This window comes from Achromobacter sp. B7 (assembly GCF_003600685.1).
Classification (GTDB): Bacteria; Pseudomonadota; Gammaproteobacteria; order Burkholderiales; family Burkholderiaceae_B; genus Achromobacter; species Achromobacter spanius_B.
This window is the reverse complement of sequence record NZ_CP032084.1, coordinates 3,747,043-3,763,764: the sequence shown is the minus strand read 5'-3', so window position 1 is coordinate 3,763,764 and position 16,722 is coordinate 3,747,043. Positions and strand designations below refer to the sequence as shown.

18 protein-coding genes are annotated in these 16,722 nt (G+C 66.4%); 5 read left to right on the top strand and 13 right to left on the bottom strand.

The genetic code is table 11. From position 1 onward, the window contains the following. Nucleotides 1–3: 3 nt before the first annotated feature. Genes DVB37_RS16940 through DVB37_RS16925 form a run of 4 tightly spaced genes read right to left on the bottom strand, consistent with a single transcriptional unit; the run spans nucleotide 4 to nucleotide 3,152 of the window. On the bottom strand, nucleotides 4–1,128 hold the full coding sequence (locus DVB37_RS16940; RefSeq protein ID WP_120157534.1) for an FAD:protein FMN transferase: 1,125 nt from the start codon (nucleotides 1,126–1,128) through the stop codon (nucleotides 4–6). Between the two features lie 9 nt (nucleotides 1,129–1,137). Then, a complete protein-coding gene (locus DVB37_RS16935; protein WP_104144401.1) occupies nucleotides 1,138–1,938 on the bottom strand; it encodes a DUF4198 domain-containing protein in 801 nt (266 codons plus the stop codon). Nucleotides 1,939–1,967: 29 nt separating this feature from the next. Further along, entirely contained in the window at nucleotides 1,968–2,483 is a 516-nt protein-coding gene (locus DVB37_RS16930) for a DUF2271 domain-containing protein (protein ID WP_046804739.1), read from the bottom strand. Between the two features lie 42 nt (nucleotides 2,484–2,525). After that, nucleotides 2,526–3,152, bottom strand: a complete 627-nt coding sequence (locus DVB37_RS16925) for a PepSY-associated TM helix domain-containing protein (RefSeq protein WP_120156262.1) — start codon at nucleotides 3,150–3,152, stop codon at nucleotides 2,526–2,528. 269 nt (nucleotides 3,153–3,421) lie between these two features. On the opposite strand from DVB37_RS16925, the gene crcB reads away from it, so the two are divergent. Beyond that, nucleotides 3,422–3,814 carry a fluoride efflux transporter CrcB gene (gene crcB / locus DVB37_RS16920; RefSeq protein WP_046804737.1) on the top strand — a complete coding sequence of 131 codons (393 nt, stop codon included), beginning with the start codon at nucleotides 3,422–3,424 and terminating at the stop codon, nucleotides 3,812–3,814. Nucleotides 3,815–4,018: 204 nt separating this feature from the next. Here the strand turns inward: crcB and hpnE are convergent, their stop codons facing one another. From hpnE to hpnC, 3 genes are read right to left on the bottom strand one after another with little or no spacing between them, the layout of a single operon-like run. Beyond that, nucleotides 4,019–5,341 (bottom strand): hydroxysqualene dehydroxylase HpnE, encoded by a 1,323-nt coding sequence (gene hpnE, locus DVB37_RS16915; protein WP_120156261.1) that lies wholly within the window; start codon nucleotides 5,339–5,341, stop codon nucleotides 4,019–4,021. Continuing rightward, nucleotides 5,338–6,201, bottom strand: coding sequence for a presqualene diphosphate synthase HpnD (gene hpnD / locus DVB37_RS16910; RefSeq protein WP_046804735.1), 864 nt, complete (start codon nucleotides 6,199–6,201; stop codon nucleotides 5,338–5,340). Before hpnD ends, hpnE begins: the two co-directional genes overlap by 4 nt. A gap of 16 nt (nucleotides 6,202–6,217) precedes the next feature. Next, the gene (gene hpnC, locus DVB37_RS16905) at nucleotides 6,218–7,048 is read right to left on the bottom strand and encodes a squalene synthase HpnC (protein WP_120156260.1); all 831 of its coding nucleotides are present in this window, start codon (nucleotides 7,046–7,048) and stop codon (nucleotides 6,218–6,220) included. A 151-nt stretch (nucleotides 7,049–7,199) separates the two neighbouring features. Here hpnC and alr point away from each other — a divergent pair, with 151 nt between their 5' ends. Together alr and DVB37_RS16895 are read left to right on the top strand one after the other, a co-directional pair. Further along, nucleotides 7,200–8,327 carry an alanine racemase gene (gene alr / locus DVB37_RS16900; protein ID WP_046804733.1) on the top strand — a complete coding sequence of 376 codons (1,128 nt, stop codon included), beginning with the start codon at nucleotides 7,200–7,202 and terminating at the stop codon, nucleotides 8,325–8,327. A 161-nt stretch (nucleotides 8,328–8,488) separates the two neighbouring features. Further along, nucleotides 8,489–9,208 (top strand): SDR family oxidoreductase, encoded by a 720-nt coding sequence (locus DVB37_RS16895; protein WP_046804732.1) that lies wholly within the window; start codon nucleotides 8,489–8,491, stop codon nucleotides 9,206–9,208. A 78-nt stretch (nucleotides 9,209–9,286) separates the two neighbouring features. Here DVB37_RS16895 and hpaI read toward each other — a convergent pair whose 3' ends face one another. The 4 genes from hpaI to DVB37_RS16875 are packed head-to-tail and all read right to left on the bottom strand — an operon-like array spanning nucleotide 9,287 to nucleotide 12,737. Further along, nucleotides 9,287–10,087, bottom strand: coding sequence for a 4-hydroxy-2-oxoheptanedioate aldolase (gene hpaI, locus DVB37_RS16890; RefSeq protein WP_046804731.1), 801 nt, complete (start codon nucleotides 10,085–10,087; stop codon nucleotides 9,287–9,289). A 15-nt stretch (nucleotides 10,088–10,102) separates the two neighbouring features. Beyond that, entirely contained in the window at nucleotides 10,103–10,906 is an 804-nt protein-coding gene (gene hpaH, locus DVB37_RS16885) for a 2-oxo-hept-4-ene-1,7-dioate hydratase (RefSeq protein ID WP_120156259.1), read from the bottom strand. 18 nt (nucleotides 10,907–10,924) lie between these two features. Beyond that, nucleotides 10,925–11,680, bottom strand: coding sequence for a fumarylacetoacetate hydrolase family protein (locus DVB37_RS16880; protein ID WP_120156258.1), 756 nt, complete (start codon nucleotides 11,678–11,680; stop codon nucleotides 10,925–10,927). Nucleotides 11,681–11,690: 10 nt separating this feature from the next. Beyond that, nucleotides 11,691–12,737, bottom strand: coding sequence for a fumarylacetoacetate hydrolase family protein (locus DVB37_RS16875; RefSeq protein ID WP_120156257.1), 1,047 nt, complete (start codon nucleotides 12,735–12,737; stop codon nucleotides 11,691–11,693). Between the two features lie 186 nt (nucleotides 12,738–12,923). On the opposite strand from DVB37_RS16875, the gene hpaE reads away from it, so the two are divergent. Continuing rightward, complete coding sequence (gene hpaE / locus DVB37_RS16870) at nucleotides 12,924–14,390, top strand: 5-carboxymethyl-2-hydroxymuconate semialdehyde dehydrogenase (protein ID WP_120156256.1); 1,467 nt, start codon at nucleotides 12,924–12,926, stop codon at nucleotides 14,388–14,390. A gap of 22 nt (nucleotides 14,391–14,412) precedes the next feature. Beyond that, nucleotides 14,413–15,264: a 3,4-dihydroxyphenylacetate 2,3-dioxygenase gene (hpaD, locus tag DVB37_RS16865; protein ID WP_046804726.1), complete on the top strand. Its 852-nt coding sequence runs from the start codon at nucleotides 14,413–14,415 to the stop codon at nucleotides 15,262–15,264. A 27-nt stretch (nucleotides 15,265–15,291) separates the two neighbouring features. Here the strand turns inward: hpaD and hpaR are convergent, their stop codons facing one another. Then, nucleotides 15,292–15,762, bottom strand: a complete 471-nt coding sequence (gene hpaR, locus DVB37_RS16860) for a homoprotocatechuate degradation operon regulator HpaR (protein ID WP_104144408.1) — start codon at nucleotides 15,760–15,762, stop codon at nucleotides 15,292–15,294. Between the two features lie 143 nt (nucleotides 15,763–15,905). After that, on the bottom strand, nucleotides 15,906–16,535 hold the full coding sequence (locus tag DVB37_RS16855) for a hypothetical protein (RefSeq protein WP_120156255.1): 630 nt from the start codon (nucleotides 16,533–16,535) through the stop codon (nucleotides 15,906–15,908). Nucleotides 16,536–16,722: the final 187 nt, after the last annotated feature.

Genomic DNA, 16,722 nt, shown 5'->3' with positions numbered 1-16,722 from the left:
GGGTCAGGAAGTTCGGGCCAGCGCCTGAAACGCCGGGGTGGCGACGACGCGGTAATCGTGGGCGTCGCGCAGGATGAACAGGGACGCCAGGTCGTGGCGGCGGGCGTAGGCCAGGCCGTCGGCCTCGCCCAGCACCGTCAAGACCGTGGCCAGCGCGTCCGCCTGCATGCATTCGGCGTGCAGCACGGACACGGACGCCACGTTGTTGCGCACCGGCTGCCCGCTACGCGGATCGATGGTGTGGGCATAGCGTGCGTCGCCGCTGCCGGCGTGTCGCCGATAGTCGCCGGACGTGGCGATGCAAAGGTCTTGCAGGGGCAAGGCCAGCGCGTGCTGGTCGCTGGCATCCGGCACCTCGATCGCGACGCGCCAGGCTTGGCCATCGGGCCGCCTGCCGCGCGCGCGCAATTCGCCGCCCACTTCCACCAGGTATTGCGAGATACCGAGCGCGTCCAGCGCCAAGGCCGCGCGGTCCACGCCATGGCCTTTGGCGATGGAAGACAGATCCAGGTACGTGCCGCCGGGCTGCATCGCGGCTTGCCGTGCCACGTCCAGCGGCACGCGGCGCCAACCGCAACGCGCGCGCGCCGCGTCGATGGCGGCAGGCGAGGGCGGTTCAAACGCGCGCTGGTGCGGGCCAAAGCCCCAGGCGTTGACCAGCGGCCCCACCGTTGGGTCATACGCGCCGCCGCTGTCCTCGGCCAAGGCCAGGGCATGGCGCAGCACGTAGAAAAAACCGTCGGGCAGCACCTGCCAGCCTTCTGGGGCCCGGTTGAACCGCGTGATGTCGGAGGCCGATTCCCAGGTACTCATCTGCGCCACGACGTCGTCCAGCGCCGCCTGGATAGCGCGGCGCGCGGCGGCACTGTCGATGCGGGCCGGCAGCGCCAGGCGTGCGGACCACGTTGTGCCCATGGTCGCGCCCGCTAACGCTGCCAGCGCGGGCTGTGCGGGCGGGGCAGGCAGCGCGGTCGGCGCGGACCACGTGGCCACGGCGGGCAACGCTGACAAGGCTGGCGATGCTGACAACGCTGGGGATGCGGGGCGCGCCGCCGGCATGGCGCCATAGCTCACGCGCACGGCGGGGGGCGCCGTGCCGCGAGGCGCATAGGACCGGGCTGCCGACACGCGCACGCCTCAGGGTTGCAGCACTTCGACGGTGCCGGCGTAGGACAGGCGGCGCTTGGTTGCCTTCGGCACGCTGACCTTGGCGTCTTCCATGCCGGCCTCGATCCAGTACAGGCCGGGCTGCGGCCACTTGACCGAGAACTTGCCGTCCTTGTCGGTGGTCAGCTTGATCTCGCCGACCTTGTCGCGATAGCGGCTGCCGCCGGGTACGACGTTCACTTCCAGGTTGGCGGCGGGCTGGCCGTCCAGCAGCATCTGGAAGCTGGCCGCTTCGTCCGTGAATAAGTCGTTCGGGTGCGTGACCGGCGCCAGCTCCAGGCCACGGCCCACCGGCTTGATGGTCGACGGCTTGCCCGCCGTCACGAACGTTTCGACTCGGCCCAGGCTTTGGGACACTTCCAGTTCTTGCGCGTTGGCGGGTACCGCCTGCGCCATGCCTTCGACCTTGCCGAAGTAGCGCTTGTTCTTGCCGTCTTCCTTCCAGCGCGCAAACACGCCGTCGTTGACCACGGCCACGCGATACGTGCCGCTTTGCTTCAGTTGCAGGTCGAACGTGCTGCGCAGCTTGCCACGGTTCAGGTTTTCGGCTTCGGCGGGGTTGCCGTCCGGCGCGATGACGGCCAGGCCGTCCAGGCGCATCGGCGCATGGTTGAAGTAGAACTTGTCGTTGCCGACGGCGGCGTCAACGGTGATCCAGCTGTCGGTGCCCGACAGCACGGTGGACGACGGCACGATCCACACGTCATGCGCGTGGGCGGCAAAGGGCAGGCACAGCGCCAGGGCGGCGGCCAGTTTGGCGGCGGATTTCATGGTTGCGGTCCTTGAAGGCATGCGGGGCATCAGGGTTTGAGGTTGAGCGCGATGGCGCCCAGTTCGTGTTCGCCTTGCGCGGTCAGTTGTTCGGCCTTTTGCGCGGGCCACTGGAAGGGAATGCGCACCAATTCACGGCCGCCGACTTCACGCGCCGCTTCCACCACGACCGCGTACTGGCCGGGTTTGAGGGATGCCAAGGGCTTGGAGGCCGCGTCAAAGCTCAGCGTGTGCTTGCCCACGGGCTTGGTCGCGCCGCTGACTCCGTCCACCGGGAACTGCTGGTTGCGGCCGCTGCGGCGCCACCATTGGCGCATGTCCTTGAGCCACTCGGTGCCTTCGTTGTTCTTCTTGGCCACGTCGTACCAGACGGCCAGGTCGGCGGCCACGCTCTGGTCGGGGTTTTCGATCCAGATCGCGACGTACGGGCGGTGGTATTCGGCCACATCCAGGCGCGGCACCTCGATGGACAGGCCGATGTCGGCCGCATTGGCCGTTCGGGCGATCGCGCCGGCCAAGAGGGCCGACAACAACAGTTTGCGCATGGAAATCTCCAGGGGCGGATCGAAGGAATCAGGGGACGAGCATCAGTGGATGAAGAGCAGCGCCAGGACGACGGGAATCACGACGCCCAGCCCCACCATGGGCCAGGTGGCGCTGCGGTTGCCGGCGTGCATCTTCAGCAGCACCAGCCCGGTCAGCGAAAAGACCAGGCAGGCAACGGCGAAGATGTCCAGGAACCAGCTCCAGGCCAGGCCGGTGTTGCGGCCCTTGTGCAAATCGTTCAGGTAAGACACCCATCCGCGATCGGTGCGCTCGTATTCGACATCGCCGCTGGCGCGGTCGATGGACAGCCAGGCGTCGCCGCCCGCGCGGGGCAATGACAGGTAGACCTCGTCGGCGGACCATTCGGCGGCCCTGCCCGCGGCCCCGGCATCCAGCGTATCGTCCAGCCACCGTGCGACAGGGGCCGGCAACGGCGCCTTTTTCTGGTCGGACGGCGCGGTCAGTTGCTTAAGGACGGGGCCGGGCAATTGCGCTTGCCGGCTCGTTACCACCGCACGGGATTCGATGTGCGACGCGTTGTTCAGCGTGAGGCCGGTGACAGCAAACAGCAGCATGCCCAGCAGGCATAGCGCCGAGCTGATCCAATGCCATTGATGCAGCGTCTTGAGCCAGTAGGCCCGGCGCCGTGGAGTGGGTTGACTGTCCATGCGGGATTCGGTTTGAAGCGGCGGATTCTAACATTTAATGAGAATTACTCGTATAAAAGACCGGGCGGTTCACGGACGCTGATTTCAATCGATTTCGAAGGCGGCGCGGGGGCAAAGCGGGTGGCGCGTTGACGGTTCCCACGCGCCGGCGCGTTCACGATCCCTACGCCGCTGCGCGTTGACGGTTGTTGCGCGGCTGCGCCTTGGGCGCGTTATGCTGCTGCTGGTCTTTTGCCTTGCGCGCCGGCCGATGTCAGGCGCCCCGACTTATGTCTGCCTATCAAACCCTGATCCCGTTGAATTTCCTGGCCGTGGGCCTGGGCGCCGTGCTGGGTGCCTGGACGCGTTGGCTGGTCAGCCTGTGGCTGAACGTCGAGTCGTGGCCCTGGGGCACGTTCACGGTGAATCTGGCGGGCGGTTATTTCGTGGGCGTGGCGTTGGCGCTGGTGGCCGGGCACCCCGAATGGCCGACGTGGATCCGGCTGGGCGCCATCACCGGGTTCATGGGAGGCTTGACGACGTTTTCCACCTTCTCGGCGGAAACGGTATCGATGCTTGAGCGCGGCGCGTATGGTACGGCCCTGGGCTATGCGGGGGTGAGTCTGGCGGGGTCCTTGGCGCTGACGGCCGCGGGCATCGCCACGGTGCACTGGCTGCGCTAGGGGCAAGGCGCGATGCGCGATGCGCGAGGCGCAAGGCGTTAGGCGTAAGGCGGTAGGCGTCAGGCGCCACGGTTAAGTGCCGCGGCAAAACGCTGGGGTTGGGTGCTACGGCCAAGCGCTACGGCCAAGCCCTGCGGCTACGCGCTACGGCCAAGCCCTGCCGCTACGCGCGGGCGGCGGGCTTGCGCCCGCCGCGTTCACGCGTTAATCGGCGCGGGGGTTCAACACGCGAGCGGCTTGCAGGCCGCTGCGCACCGCGCCTTCCAGCACGCCGGGGTAGCCGGTATCGGTCCAGTCGCCCGCCAGGGCCAGCGTGCGCCATGGGGTAGTGTTCAGTGGGCGCGTCACGCCCGGCACCGCCGCGAAAGTGGCGCGCTTTTCAATGAGCAGTTCGGCCGCCGTCACTTCCGGCATGGGGGGCAAACGCGCGGGATGGCGCGCCGCCTGTTCGGCCACCTGGTCGATCAGCGCTTCGATCACCTGGCGCCGGTTGCGTTCGGCGATGCTGGTGGCGGCGCTGGCCACCACGGCAAATTCGCCCGCCTTGGCGTCACCCGCCAATTGCGCACGGTCAAAAACCCATTGCCCCACATGCCCGCGCGCGGCTTCCTCGCGCAGCATCATCATGGGTTCGGGCAGCCGCCAGGGTTCGGCCAGCCGCACGTTCAGGGTGGCGATGGGCAGGTAGTCAAAGGCCTTCAGCGCTTCCAGCAGGCCCGTCGCGCCGGCTTGGCGCAAGGACGCGTCCAGCAAGCGAGCCGCGTACGTCGGGGGCACGGCCAGCACGGCGGCGTCAAAGCGTTCCTGGTTGACCACAATGCCGTCGTCCGACGGATGCAGCTGGCGCACCGTGTTGCCGTAGCGCATGGTGACCTGGCGCGCCGCGGCGTCGGGCCACAGCGCCGACAGGTCGGTGCAGGGCAGCAGCAGATCGCTGTCTTCGCGCGTGCCTGCCAGGCTGTCGCGCAACACGCGCGCAAACAGTGTGGCGCTGGCGGTGGCGCACGGGGTGTTCAGCGCCGCCAGGCACAGCGGTTCCCAAAGCTGCCGGATCAGCGCATCGGACTGCGCGTGATAGTGCAGCAGATGCAGCACTGTCCAGTCGCGCGGCGGAGACCAGGACATGGCTTTCAAACCGCGCATCAGGCGCAGCGACGCATAGCGGTCGGCCCAGCTCAGGCCGCGTGCAAACAGCAAGGCGGCGGCCATGTGCAGGGGCGCGGGCAGCCGGGGCGCGGACAGGCGAAAGCGCCCGTCCAGGCTGGCCAGCCGCAGCGGCCGGCGCATCAGCAGCGCATCGGGGTTGCGGCCCACGCGGCGCATCAGCGCCAGCGTATGCCGGTAGGCGCCCGACAAAATGTGCTGGCCGTTGTCCAGCGGCGCTTCAAACGATTCATGGAAGACGCGGCGCGCGCGGCCGCCGGGCGTGTGGCCGGCTTCAAATACCGTGACCTTGGCGCCGGCTTCGCGCAGCGCGATGCTGGCCGCCAAGCCGGCCCAGCCCGCGCCGATTACCGCCGCCTTCACCGCGCCAGCCGGCGGACCAGTCCGCGTCCGCCGCCCACCCACGTTTTCCAGGCCAGCCACAGCTTGCGCAGTGGCGTGAGCGAGATGCGCTGGTGCAGCACCTGCCAGTTGTCGCGCTCGATTTCATCAAGCAGCGCGTAGTAGATGGCCGCCATCATCAAGCCCGGCCGCTGCGAACGGCGGTCGACCTCGGGCAGGTTGCTCATGGCTTCGCGATAGAGTTCGCGGGCGCGATCGGCCTGGAACTTCATCAGCGCGCTGAAGCGCTCGGAGTATTCGCCATTCAGGATGTCCGAGGCCTTGACCTCGAACTGCTGCATGTCGTTGACCGGGATGTAGATGCGGCCCCGGCGCGCGTCGTCGCCGACGTCGCGGATGATGTTCGTCATCTGGAACGCCAGGCCCAGCTTTTCGGCATAGACCAGCGTCTTGGGATCGCTATAGCCGAACACGCCGGCGGACAATTCGCCCACCACGCCGGCCGCGTGCCAGCAGTATTTGCGCAGGCCGGGCCAGTCCAGGTAGCGCGTCTGGTCCAGGTCCATTTCCATGCCGTCCACCACGGCCAGCAAGCGTTCGCGGGTGATGGAACAGGTTTGTAGGTGCGGTTGCAGCGCGCGCGTCACGGGGTGATCGGGCTTGCCGTCGAACATCTGGTCGACCTGCGTGCGCCACCAGGCCAGCTTGATGCGGGCCAGCGACGGGTCGGTGCATTCGTCGACCACGTCGTCCACTTCGCGGCAGTAGGCGTAAAGCGCCGTGATCGCGCGGCGGCGTTCGGGCGGCAGGAACAGGAATGAGTAGTAGAAGCTGGAACCGCTTTTGGCGGCTTTCTCCTGGCAATATTCGTCAGGGGTCATAGATAGGCAGGGCCTGTTACTTGATAGAGCGCCACAGCATGATGGCCCAGTCTTTGGCGCCCAATTCGGGGCGGTTCATGAATACATCGTAGCCGCTCGCCTCGATACGCTCCAGCACGCGCAGCCCGCCTTGCACCACCAGGCGCAGCTCCAGGCCGATGCGGCCGGGCAAGCGGCGCGCCAGCGGAGCGCCGAAGTGTAGCAGTGCACGCGTGCGTTCGACCTCGAAGGCCATCAGCTCGCGCCATTGCGGGGTCAGCCGGCACGCCGCCAGGTCTTCTTCGGTAATGCCATGGCGGCGCAGGTCTTCTTGCGGCAGGTACACGCGCTGCTTGTGCCAATCGACCCGCACGTCCTGCCAAAAGTTCACCAGCTGCAAGCCGGTGCAGATGGCGTCGCTTTCGGCCACGTCCTGGGGGCTGCACGCGTCGAACAGATGCAGCATCAGGCGGCCCACCGGGTTGGCCGAGCGCGTGCAGTAGTCGGCAAGCGTGCCGTAGTCTTCGTAGCGCTTGACGGTGATGTCCTGCTCGAATGCGGACAGCAGGTCGTAGAACGGCGTGATGGGCAGTTGGTGGCGCGCGATGGTCTGGGCCAGCGGCGTAAAGATGTCGGCCAGCGGCGGCAAGCCCGGCGCGGGCGTCACGCCCGGTTCGGCGCCGATGCGGTGCAGTTCGGTGCGGAAAGCCGCCAGTTGCGCCAGCCGTTCTTCGTCGGACGCGCTGCCTTCATCGGCAATATCGTCCGCGGCGCGGGCAAACCGGTAGATATCGGTCACGGCGCCGCGCAGCCTGCGCGGCAACAGCAGCGAGGCGACGGGAAAGTTCTCGTAGTGATCGATGGACATGGATAGCGGTACAGAGGGCGGTCCCGGGACGGGATCGCACCATTTTAGAGTAGTCGCCTTTGGGGGCGCGATGCCATCAGAGATGTCATTGCAGATGCCCTCCCTCTCGGGCGGCGATCAGTTAGACTTAAGCGCCACAGGATCCCACACCATGCCGCGCCCCATATCCGCCACCGTCTCCGTCTCCGCGCTTGCGCACAATCTTGCCACCGTGCGCCACCATCTTGAACAGACCGCCGCCGCCGCGGGCGGGTTGCCGCCGTCCATCTGGGCAGTCATCAAGGCCAATGCCTACGGCCATGGCATCGAGCAGGCGGTGACGGGGTTTTCCAAGGCGCAGGGCCTGGCCATGCTGGACCTGGACGAGGCCGTGCGCTGCCGCGAGGCCGGTTGGGGCGGCCCGATCCTGCTGCTGGAAGGGTTCTTCAAACCCGCCGACCTGGATCTGGTCGACCGCTATCACCTGAGCACCACGGTACACAATCGCGAGCAGCTGGACATGCTATCGCGCGCCCGTTTCACCCGGCGCGTGGATGTCATGCTCAAGCTCAACAGCGGCATGAACCGCCTGGGTTTCAGCCCGGCTTCCTACCCCGCTGCCCATGAACGCGCCATGTTGCTACAGCAGCAGGGCACGCTGGGGTCGGTGGGCAAGATGACGCACTTTGCCTGCGCCGACGGCCCCCAGGGCGTGAGCGAGCAGCTGGCCCTGTTTAATTCGGTGACGCATAAGATGCCCGGCACCATCAGCGTCTGCAACTCGGCCGCCACGCTGCGCTTTGCCGACATCGCCGTCAGCTCGCCCACTCAGACCCATTGGGTGCGCCCGGGCATCTGCCTGTACGGCGCGTCGCCGTTCGCGGATGCCGAAGCCGCGTCCTTCGGCCTGAAGCCGGCCATGACGCTGGCCTCTGAAATCATCGCCGTGCAGGAACTGAAGGCGGGCGATTCCGTGGGCTACGGTGCGATTTTCCGCGCCGAACGCGCCATGCGGATCGGCATCGTCGCCTGCGGCTACGCCGACGGCTACCCGCGCCACGCCACCACCGGCACGCCCGTGGTCGTGGCGGGCATCCGTACGCAATTGGTCGGCCGCGTGTCGATGGACATGCTGATCGTCGACCTGGACCCGATTCCCGCCGCCGGTGTCGGCGCGCCCGTCGTGTTGTGGGGCGAAGACGGCCCCTCGGTGGACGAAGTGGCACAGGCCGCCGGCACCATCGGCTACGAATTGCTGTGCGCCCTGGCGCCACGCGTGCCGGTCAGCCGCGACGCCTGAGCGTATCGCCGCCCGACCTGGCCGATTTTGGCCGGGTGTCCGGTGGGCAGAAATTGCTACGCAATTTACAAGACAGCCATCCCCGGATGGTGTCTACTTGGAACACCGGGCGCCCACGCGCCCGTTTTTGACCCAGCAATCTGACGACGAGGTTTCAATCCATGAAGGACAAATGTGTGCTCATTACGGGCGCCACCAAGGGCATAGGCTGGGCGCTGACGCAGCGTCTGTCCGACATGGGCTGTCATGTGGTCGGCATTGCGCGCAACACCACCGATGTGGACTTTCCCGGCTATCTGTATGCCTGTGACCTGGCTGACGCCGGCCGCACCGAGGAAGTGCTGCGCGAAATCCGCGAGAAGTTTCCGGTGGACGCCGTGGTCAACAACGTGGGCATTGCGTCGCCGCAGCCCTTGGGCGAAATCGACCTGGCCACGCTGTACAACGTGCTGGACCTGAATGTGCGCGTGGCGGTGCAGGTCACCCAGGCGTTCATCGAATCCATGAAGGTGCGCCGCGCCGGCCGCATCGTCAACGTGGTCAGCCGCGCCATCCATGGCGGGTTGGACCGTACGGCGTACTCGGCCGCCAAGAGCGCACTGGTGGGCTGCACCCGCACGTGGGCCCTTGAACTGGCCGAATACGGCGTGACCGCCAACGCGGTCGCGCCCGGCCCGATTGAAACGGAAATGTTCCGCGCCACCCGCCCGGCAGGTAGCGATGGCGAAAAGCGCGCGCTGGCCTCCGTGCCCATGAAGCGACTGGGCACGCCGGCCGAAGTGGCGGCCGCCATTGCCTTCCTGCTGTCGGACGACGCGGGGTTCATTACCGGCCAGGTGCTGGGCGTGGACGGCGGCGGCAGCGTGGCCGGCCGATCCTGATCACGGTCATGTCCAAACAAAAAGCGCACCGGAATTAGTCGGTGCGCTTTTTTTCTGCCCGTTTGATGCGTCGCGGATTCAGTAGGGGCCTTTGCCCGCCGCCACCGGCCGCACGTCCTTGAATTCGCCGGCCAGGTTTTCCGCCGCGCGCGCCAGCAACACGGCATCCACGCCAACTGCCACGAAGGTCGCGCCCAACGACAGGTAGTGCTTGGCCTGCGCCACGCCGCTGTGCAGGATGCCCGCGGCCTTGCCAGACCGCACGATGCGCGCAATGGCCTGGTCGATGGTTGCCAGCACCTCGGGGTGATCCGGCTGCCCCAAAAAGCCCATGCCCGCGGACAAATCGGCTGGGCCGATGAAGGCCCCGTCCACGCCATCCACCGCCAGGATGTCGTCCAGCGCGTCGATGCCGGCCGGCGTTTCAATCTGCACCAGCACGCACATCTGATCGTTGGCGCGTTCCAGGTAGTTGGGGATGCGGTTCCAGCGCGACGAACGCGCCAGCGCGCTGCCCACGCCCCGGATGCCGGCCGGCGGATAGCGCACCGCCGCCACGGCCGCGCGCGCTTCGTCGGCGGACTGGATCATCGGCACCAGCAAGGTCTGCGCGCCGGTGTCCAGGATCTGCTTGATCTGCACCGGGTCGTTCCACGCCGGGCGCACCACGGGCGCCACCGGATAGGCGGCCACGGATTGCAATTGCGACAAGGTGGTCTGCAAGGTGTTCGGCGCATGTTCGCCGTCGATCAGCAGCCAGTCGAAGCCGGCCCCCGCAATGATTTCAGATGTGTAGGCGCTGGCCAGGCCGGCCCACAGGCCGATCTGGGGTTGGCGGTCGCGCAAGGCTTGCTTGAAGGTATTGGTCAGGATGTCCATGGACGGCGTGCCGTGTTAGTTGAAATGACAGTTGACGGAACCCAGCGCCCCGTAATCGACGTGGAAGGTGTCGCCCGGCCGGGCGGCAACGGGGCGGGTGAAGGAACCCGACAGAATGATCTCGCCCGCTTCAAGCGCCACGTCGTGGGCGGCCAGCTTGTTAGCCAGCCATACTACGCCATTGGCCGGGTGATTCAAGACGCCCGCCGCCACGCCGGTTTCTTCGATCACGGCGTTGCGCGACAAAATCGCGCCGACCCAGCGCAGGTCGAAATCGCCCATCTTTATAGGCCGCCCGCCCATCACCACGCCTGCGTTCGCCGCGTTGTCGGCGATGGTGTCGAACACCTTGCGCGGCCGCTTGGTGTCGGGGTCGATGCCGTGCGAGCGCGCGTCGATGATCTCCAGCGCGGGGATCACGTAGTCCACCGCGTCATACACCTGGAACAGCGTCACGTGCGGGCCTTGCAGCCGCTTGCCCAGCACGAAGGCCAGCTCGACTTCCAGACGCGGCAGGATGAAGCGGCCGGCGGGAATGGTGCCGCCATCCTCGAAGAACATGTCGTCCAGCAGCATGCCGAAATCGGGCTCGTCGATCTGCGATGACTGCTGCATCGCGCGGGACGTCAGACCGATCTTGTGACCGCGCCGGGTGCGGCCTTCGGCCAGCTTGATGTCCATCCAGGCGCGCTGGACGGCGTAGGCGTCGGCGATATCGATGTCGGGATGGTCCAGCGAAATCTGGCGGATCTGCGTCCGCGTGCGTTCTGCTTCATGCAGGCGCGCGGCGATGCTGCGTACGGTTTGGGTGTCTAGCATGGAAGGTCCGGATTAGGGTTAAGACGGGAAGGGCGCCAGCGTGTTGACCAGCCTTCCGACGCCTTCGATTTCCGTCACGACCACGTCGCCGGGCATGACGTTGACGATGCCGTCCGGCGTGCCGGTCAGGATCAGGTCGCCTGGGGACAAGGTCATGAAACTGCTGAAATATTCAATCAGCGCAGGCACGTCGAACACCATGTCGCGCGTGTTGCCAAGCTGGGTCTGAACGCCGTTGACCGTGGTGCGCAGCGTCAGGTTCATGGGGTCGGGCACATCGTCGCGGTCCACCAGCCAGGGGCCCAGCGGCGTGCACGTATCGCGGTTTTTCACGCGCAGGTTGGGGCGATACCAATTTTCAAGGTAGTCGCGCAGCGCATAGTCGTTGGCCACCGTGTAGCCCGCGACATAGTCGTAGGCCAGCCCGCGCGTGACGTTGCGCGCCGTCTTGCCGATGACCACGGCCAGCTCGCACTCGTAGTGCATGAATGCCACGTCGGCCGGGCGCAGTGTGTGCGCGCGATGGCCCACGAACGTGTTGGCGGCCTTCAGAAAACCCAGCGGCTCGTCGGGCGCCTTGAACGCCAGTTCCTTGGCGTGATCCGCGTAGTTGATGGCCAGTGTGAAGGTGGTGCGCGGTTCGATGGGCGGCAACCATGTCACCGCGTCTTCGGCCAGGACGCGCCCGTCCGGCAGCAGTACGCTGCCCGGCTCGCCGTCGGCTTCGGTAACGGAGTGGATGACGCCTTCGTAAGCGATGCGTGCGTGTTTCATGGTGATGTCCTCAGGTTGCGGCCAACGTGTTGCCCAGCGTGCCGACCTGCGCGATGCGGATGTCATAGCGTTGCCCCGCGCGCACGCGTGGCGCATCGTGCGGCGTACCCACCAGCAGGATGTCGCCGGCGTCAAAGCTCATGAATTCGGTCACGTCGGCGATCAGGCGCGCAACGGGGCGGAACAGGTCGGCCGTGCTGGCGCGCTGCCTGACGACGCCGTCCACCAGCACTTCGATGTCCAACGCATCCGGATTGATTGCCGGCGATACCGGCGCCAGCGTGTCGCCGATGGGGCAGAACCCATCGCGGCACTGTTGTTTAAGGGCGGGTCGGAAATAGCTGTCGTGCGGCACGCAAAGGTCCGCCACCACGCGATAGCCCGCCACGTAGTCCAGCGCATCCGCCTGGCTGACACGACTGGCGCGGCGCGCGAACACCACGCCCAGGCAGGCGACTACCTGCACCTCTTGCACATCGGCGGGTAGCGTGATGGTGTCGCCGTCGCGCGCATAGGTGTTGGCGGGCTTGATGTACAGCACGGGTGCGCGCGGGGCGGCCTTGTAGGGCGGCGCGTTGACGGCGTCGCCCAATGCGTCAAGCGACTGGCGCGTGTTGAGCGCCACACCGACCACGGTGCGCGGCGGCTGCGCCAAGGCCGCGCTGGCCGCTTCGGCGCGTTGCGCAAGATAGTGGCGGTAGTTGTTGTGCTTGTAGTTCAGCACCGGGTCCGCTTCTTCGATCTGCATCGAAATGCCCAAGGGCCGCATGGCCAGGTGCGGCGCCAGCGCGGTGTTCAGCGCCAGGAACACCCGCTCGCCCAACGCGGCCTTTTGCGCGTCGGTGCGGCCGTGGCCGATGCGCAGCACCACGTGCACGAACGCGTTGTCGGGGTGGCCGTCCACGATCAGGCAGTCGTCCACACGCAGTGCCCGGGTGCGGGCGCCTGCCAGCGGAAACAAGCTGCCGTCGCCGACGGCGGCGCCTTGCACCGCGCGCATCAGCGCACGGGTATCCAGGGCGAGGTTGCCTGAATACTCGATCCAGATATGGGGCATGGTGTCTCCGCCAAAATAGTTAGCATGTTAATTAGAATAGCGGGAAAGCGGATCGACGGCAATGCGCCAGACGCGCGATGCGACCCGGGAATCCCACCGTTGACAGCGCCATCCCGGCAGCATAAAGTTAACGTGTTAATTAAATGGGGCGACGCATTGCGCCGCGATAAGAACGAGGAGCCGCACGTGAGCATCAAGCATTGGATCAACGGCCAGCAGGTCGATAGCGCTGACCGCTTCGTCACCTACAACCCCGCCACGGGCGAGGCCATTGCCGAAGTGGCGGCGGGCGGGCAGAAAGAAATCGACGCGGCCGTGGCGGCGGCGGCGGACGCGTTTCCCAAGTGGGCTAACACGCCCGCCAAGGAGCGCGCGCGGTTGATGCGCCGCCTGGGCGAACTTATCGACGCCAACGTGCCGCACCTGGCCGAACTGGAAACCCAGGACACGGGCCTGCCCATTTCGCAAACGCGCAAACAGCTGATTCCGCGCGCGTCCGAGAACTTCAATTTCTTTGCCGAAGTCTGCACCCGCATGAACGGCCACACCTATCCGGTGGACGATCAAATGCTGAACTACACGCTGTATCAGCCGGTGGGCGTGTGCGCGCTGGTGTCACCGTGGAACGTGCCCTTCATGACGGCCACCTGGAAGACGGCGCCGTGCCTGGCGCTGGGCAATACCGCCGTGTTGAAGATGTCTGAATTGTCCCCGCTGACCGCCGACCAATTGGGCCGGCTGGCGCTCGAAGCCGGCATTCCCGCCGGCGTGCTGAACGTGGTGCAGGGCTATGGCGCGGACGCGGGCGATGCGCTGGTGCGGCACCCGGGCGTGCGCGCCATCTCGTTCACCGGCGGCACGGTCACCGGCAAGAAAATCATGGCCAACGCGGGCGGCATCAAGAAATATTCGATGGAGCTGGGCGGCAAATCGCCCGTGCTGATTTTTGACGACGCTGATGTCGACCGCGCGCTGGACGCGGCGCTCTTCACGATTTTTTCGCTGAACGGCGAACGCTGCACCGCGGGTTCGCGCATCTTCGTGCAGCAATCCATCTACGACGATTTCGTGCGAAAGTTCGCCGCGCGCGCCCAGCGCCTGGTGGTCGGCGACCCTGCTGATGAGGCCACTCACGTGGGCGCGATGATCACGCGTCAGCATTGGGAAAAGGTCACCGGCTACATTCAGCTGGCCGAACAGGAAGGGGCGCGTATCCTGGCGGGCGGCGCGGGCAAGCCGGAAGGGTTGCCCGCGCATCTGGCGCGCGGCAATTTCGTGCGGCCCACGGTGCTGGCCGACGTGGACAACCGCATGCGTTGCGCGCAGGAAGAAATTTTCGGGCCGGTCGCCTGCCTGATCCCGTTCAAGGACGAAGCCCACGGGCTGGCGCTGGCCAACGATGTCAAATACGGCCTGGCCTCGTACATCTGGACGAGCGACATCGGCCGCGCGCACCGCTTGGCGCGTGGCATCGAAGCAGGCATGGTGTTCATCAACAGCCAAAACGTACGCGATCTGCGCCAGCCGTTCGGCGGCACCAAGGAATCCGGCACGGGACGCGAAGGCGGGGAATACAGCTACGAGGTGTTCGCCGAAATCAAGAACGTGTGCGTGTCGATGGGCAGCCACCACATCCCCAGATGGGGCGTGTGAATGCAACAAGGAGACAACCATCATGGGTAAGCTTGCACTGGCCGCCAAGGTGACCCACGTGCCGTCGATGTACTTGTCGGAGCTTCCCGGCAAACATCACGGTTGCCGCGAGGCCGCCATCGAAGGCCACCGCATCATCGGCCAACGCTGCCGCGAGCTGGACGTGGACACGATCGTGGTGCTGGACGTGCATTGGCTGGTGAACGCGGGGTATCACGTCAACGCCAACCGCGCCTTCAAGGGCTGCTACACCAGCAACGAACTGCCGCATTTCATCAAGGACATGCACTACGCGTACGACGGCAACCCCGATCTGGGTCGCCGCATCGCCGAAAGCGCCAACGCGGCGGGCGTGGGCACGCGCAGCCACGAAATCGACAGCCTGGAACTGGAATACGGCACGCTGGTGCCCATGCGCTACATGAACGCCGATGGCCGCTTCAAGGTGGTGTCGGTAGCGGCATGGTGCGCCTGGCACGGCCTGGACGAAAGCCGGCGCTTTGGCGCGGCGTTGGGCCAGGCCATCCAGGCCAGCGACAGCCGCGTTGCCGTGTTGGCCAGCGGGTCGTTGTCGCATCGCTTTAACGACAACAACAGCCCCGAAGCCGCGATGCACCAGATCAGCCGCGAATTTTTCAAGCAGGTGGACTTGCGCGTCGTCGATCTTTGGCGCCAGGGCGACTGGAAGACGTTTTGCGCCATGCTGCCCGAATACGCCGATTTGTGCGTGGGCGAGGGCGGCATGCACGACACCGCCATGCTGCTGGGCCTGCTGGGGTGGGACGGCTACGACAGGCCGGTGGAAATCGTCACCGACTACTTCACCAGTTCGGGCACGGGGCAGATCAACGCGATCTTTCCGGTGCCGGACTAAGTTTCGGCAGGTGGCGGGCCGATGCTGCTACGCGTCGGCCGTTTCCTTGGCGTCGGCCGGGGGCGGGTCGCGGCGTATCAGCTCGACCATTGTGTCCACGTCCTGATACAGGCGGTCGAGCAATTCCTTGCCGATCTTGGCCTCGATTTCCTGATACTTCGCGTCCACCTGCGGGCGCATGCGGTCGATCAGCTTGTGGCTTTTGGGCGTCAGGGATATTTCCTGGCGACGCTGGTCCGCGCTGGAGCGGGCACGCTTGATCAGGCCCTGTTCTTCCATGCCGGCCAGCATCCGGGTCAGGCTGGGGCTGAGGATCTGGCAACTGCGCGCAATCTGGTTGGGCTCCATCGCGCCCGTTTCGCTAAGGGTGCGCAACACCCGCCATTGTTGCTCGGTGACGCCGGCCGCGTGCAGCACGGGGCGGAAATGCGCCATCAGGGTTTCGCGCGCGTATAGCAGCAGGTGGGGAAGATTGCGGTGGTGGAAGCTGGGACTCATGGCGGCTATGTTAGCAAGAAGCCGCCCATTTTTTGACCACAAATTTTGATGCGTCTTGCGCCCATCAGGCGCCGCCGGCGGCGCCTGATGGGCGCGGCGGGCGGCGGTGCGGGCAAGCAGTGCGGCGTCGCTATGCCCTGCCGTCAAGCGGGGTTCTGCTGCGCCAATTCCTGCAAGTCGTCGGGCAAGGCCAGGTCGGGCGCGCCTTGTTGCAGTTCGTGCAAGGCCTGCACGGCATCGGCTTGCTGGTCGTCTTGCACCAACTGCCGGATGTGCGCCACGCGGGCTTCGATATCGGCTTCGCTGAACGCCACGACCTCGGTGGCGGTGGCGTCGCCTTCCTGTGCAACGCCCGCGGGGGCGGCTTGCGGTTGCGGTTCGGCGGTGGCTGCCGGTAGCGGCGGGACAGCGGCAGGTTCGTTTTGGGGGGCAGAGACGCGTTGGGCCACAGTGGCCGACTTGCCCACCAGTGCTTCCGTCAATGCAATGGGGGCGGGGTTGCGGTCGGTGCTGCTGTCATGGGAGGCGGTCAGCGGCGAATTCTGCTCGTGCATGTCCGCGGCTTCGCGCATGTCCGTCCAGGCGAACAAGCCGGCGACCATGGCGGCGCAGGCGGCGGCTGCCCAGCCGGGGTGCCAGCTGTGGCCAGGGTGCCAGGCACGACGTACCGCCGCGTCCAGTTCGGGGCTGCTGCCGGGTCCGGGCTTGCGGTACAGGGCGCGCAGATCCCGTTCATCGTCTTCGTCGAAGGGGGGCCGATAGGTAATGCTCATGCGCGTACTCCTCGCGGCGGCGTCTGGTGGCAAGACGCCTACGCGTTTGACCTTGCTGGGCGCCGCGCCGGTGGTCCGGCGGTCTCGTCGTGGCTAGGGTCGTGTTCCGGTTTATGCGGCCAGGGCCGCAGGGCGAATGCGCCGCGATTCCCGTTGCCGCGCCCTGAGGGGCGTTCGGCGCCGGGTA

What these genes read in the sequence shown, in the direction of transcription:
- hpnD (WP_046804735.1), bottom strand. Translation starts at nt 6,201, where the DNA reads ATGACCCCTGACGAATATTGCCAGGAGAAAGCCGCCAAAAGCGGTTCC.
- hpaH (WP_120156259.1), bottom strand. Translation starts at nt 10,906, where the DNA reads ATGCTAGACACCCAAACCGTACGCAGCATCGCCGCGCGCCTGCATGAA.
- DVB37_RS16880 (WP_120156258.1), bottom strand. Translation starts at nt 11,680, where the DNA reads ATGAAACACGCACGCATCGCTTACGAAGGCGTCATCCACTCCGTTACC.
- DVB37_RS16930 (WP_046804739.1), bottom strand. Translation starts at nt 2,483, where the DNA reads ATGCGCAAACTGTTGTTGTCGGCCCTCTTGGCCGGCGCGATCGCCCGA.
- DVB37_RS16935 (WP_104144401.1), bottom strand. Translation starts at nt 1,938, where the DNA reads ATGAAATCCGCCGCCAAACTGGCCGCCGCCCTGGCGCTGTGCCTGCCC.
- DVB37_RS16855 (WP_120156255.1), bottom strand. Translation starts at nt 16,535, where the DNA reads ATGAGCATTACCTATCGGCCCCCCTTCGACGAAGACGATGAACGGGAT.
- hpnC (WP_120156260.1), bottom strand. Translation starts at nt 7,048, where the DNA reads ATGTCCATCGATCACTACGAGAACTTTCCCGTCGCCTCGCTGCTGTTG.
- hpaD (WP_046804726.1), top strand. Translation starts at nt 14,413, where the DNA reads ATGGGTAAGCTTGCACTGGCCGCCAAGGTGACCCACGTGCCGTCGATG.
- hpaR (WP_104144408.1), bottom strand. Translation starts at nt 15,762, where the DNA reads ATGAGTCCCAGCTTCCACCACCGCAATCTTCCCCACCTGCTGCTATAC.
- DVB37_RS16925 (WP_120156262.1), bottom strand. Translation starts at nt 3,152, where the DNA reads ATGGACAGTCAACCCACTCCACGGCGCCGGGCCTACTGGCTCAAGACG.
- hpaI (WP_046804731.1), bottom strand. Translation starts at nt 10,087, where the DNA reads ATGGACATCCTGACCAATACCTTCAAGCAAGCCTTGCGCGACCGCCAA.
- DVB37_RS16895 (WP_046804732.1), top strand. Translation starts at nt 8,489, where the DNA reads ATGAAGGACAAATGTGTGCTCATTACGGGCGCCACCAAGGGCATAGGC.
- crcB (WP_046804737.1), top strand. Translation starts at nt 3,422, where the DNA reads ATGTCTGCCTATCAAACCCTGATCCCGTTGAATTTCCTGGCCGTGGGC.
- alr (WP_046804733.1), top strand. Translation starts at nt 7,200, where the DNA reads ATGCCGCGCCCCATATCCGCCACCGTCTCCGTCTCCGCGCTTGCGCAC.
- DVB37_RS16875 (WP_120156257.1), bottom strand. Translation starts at nt 12,737, where the DNA reads ATGCCCCATATCTGGATCGAGTATTCAGGCAACCTCGCCCTGGATACC.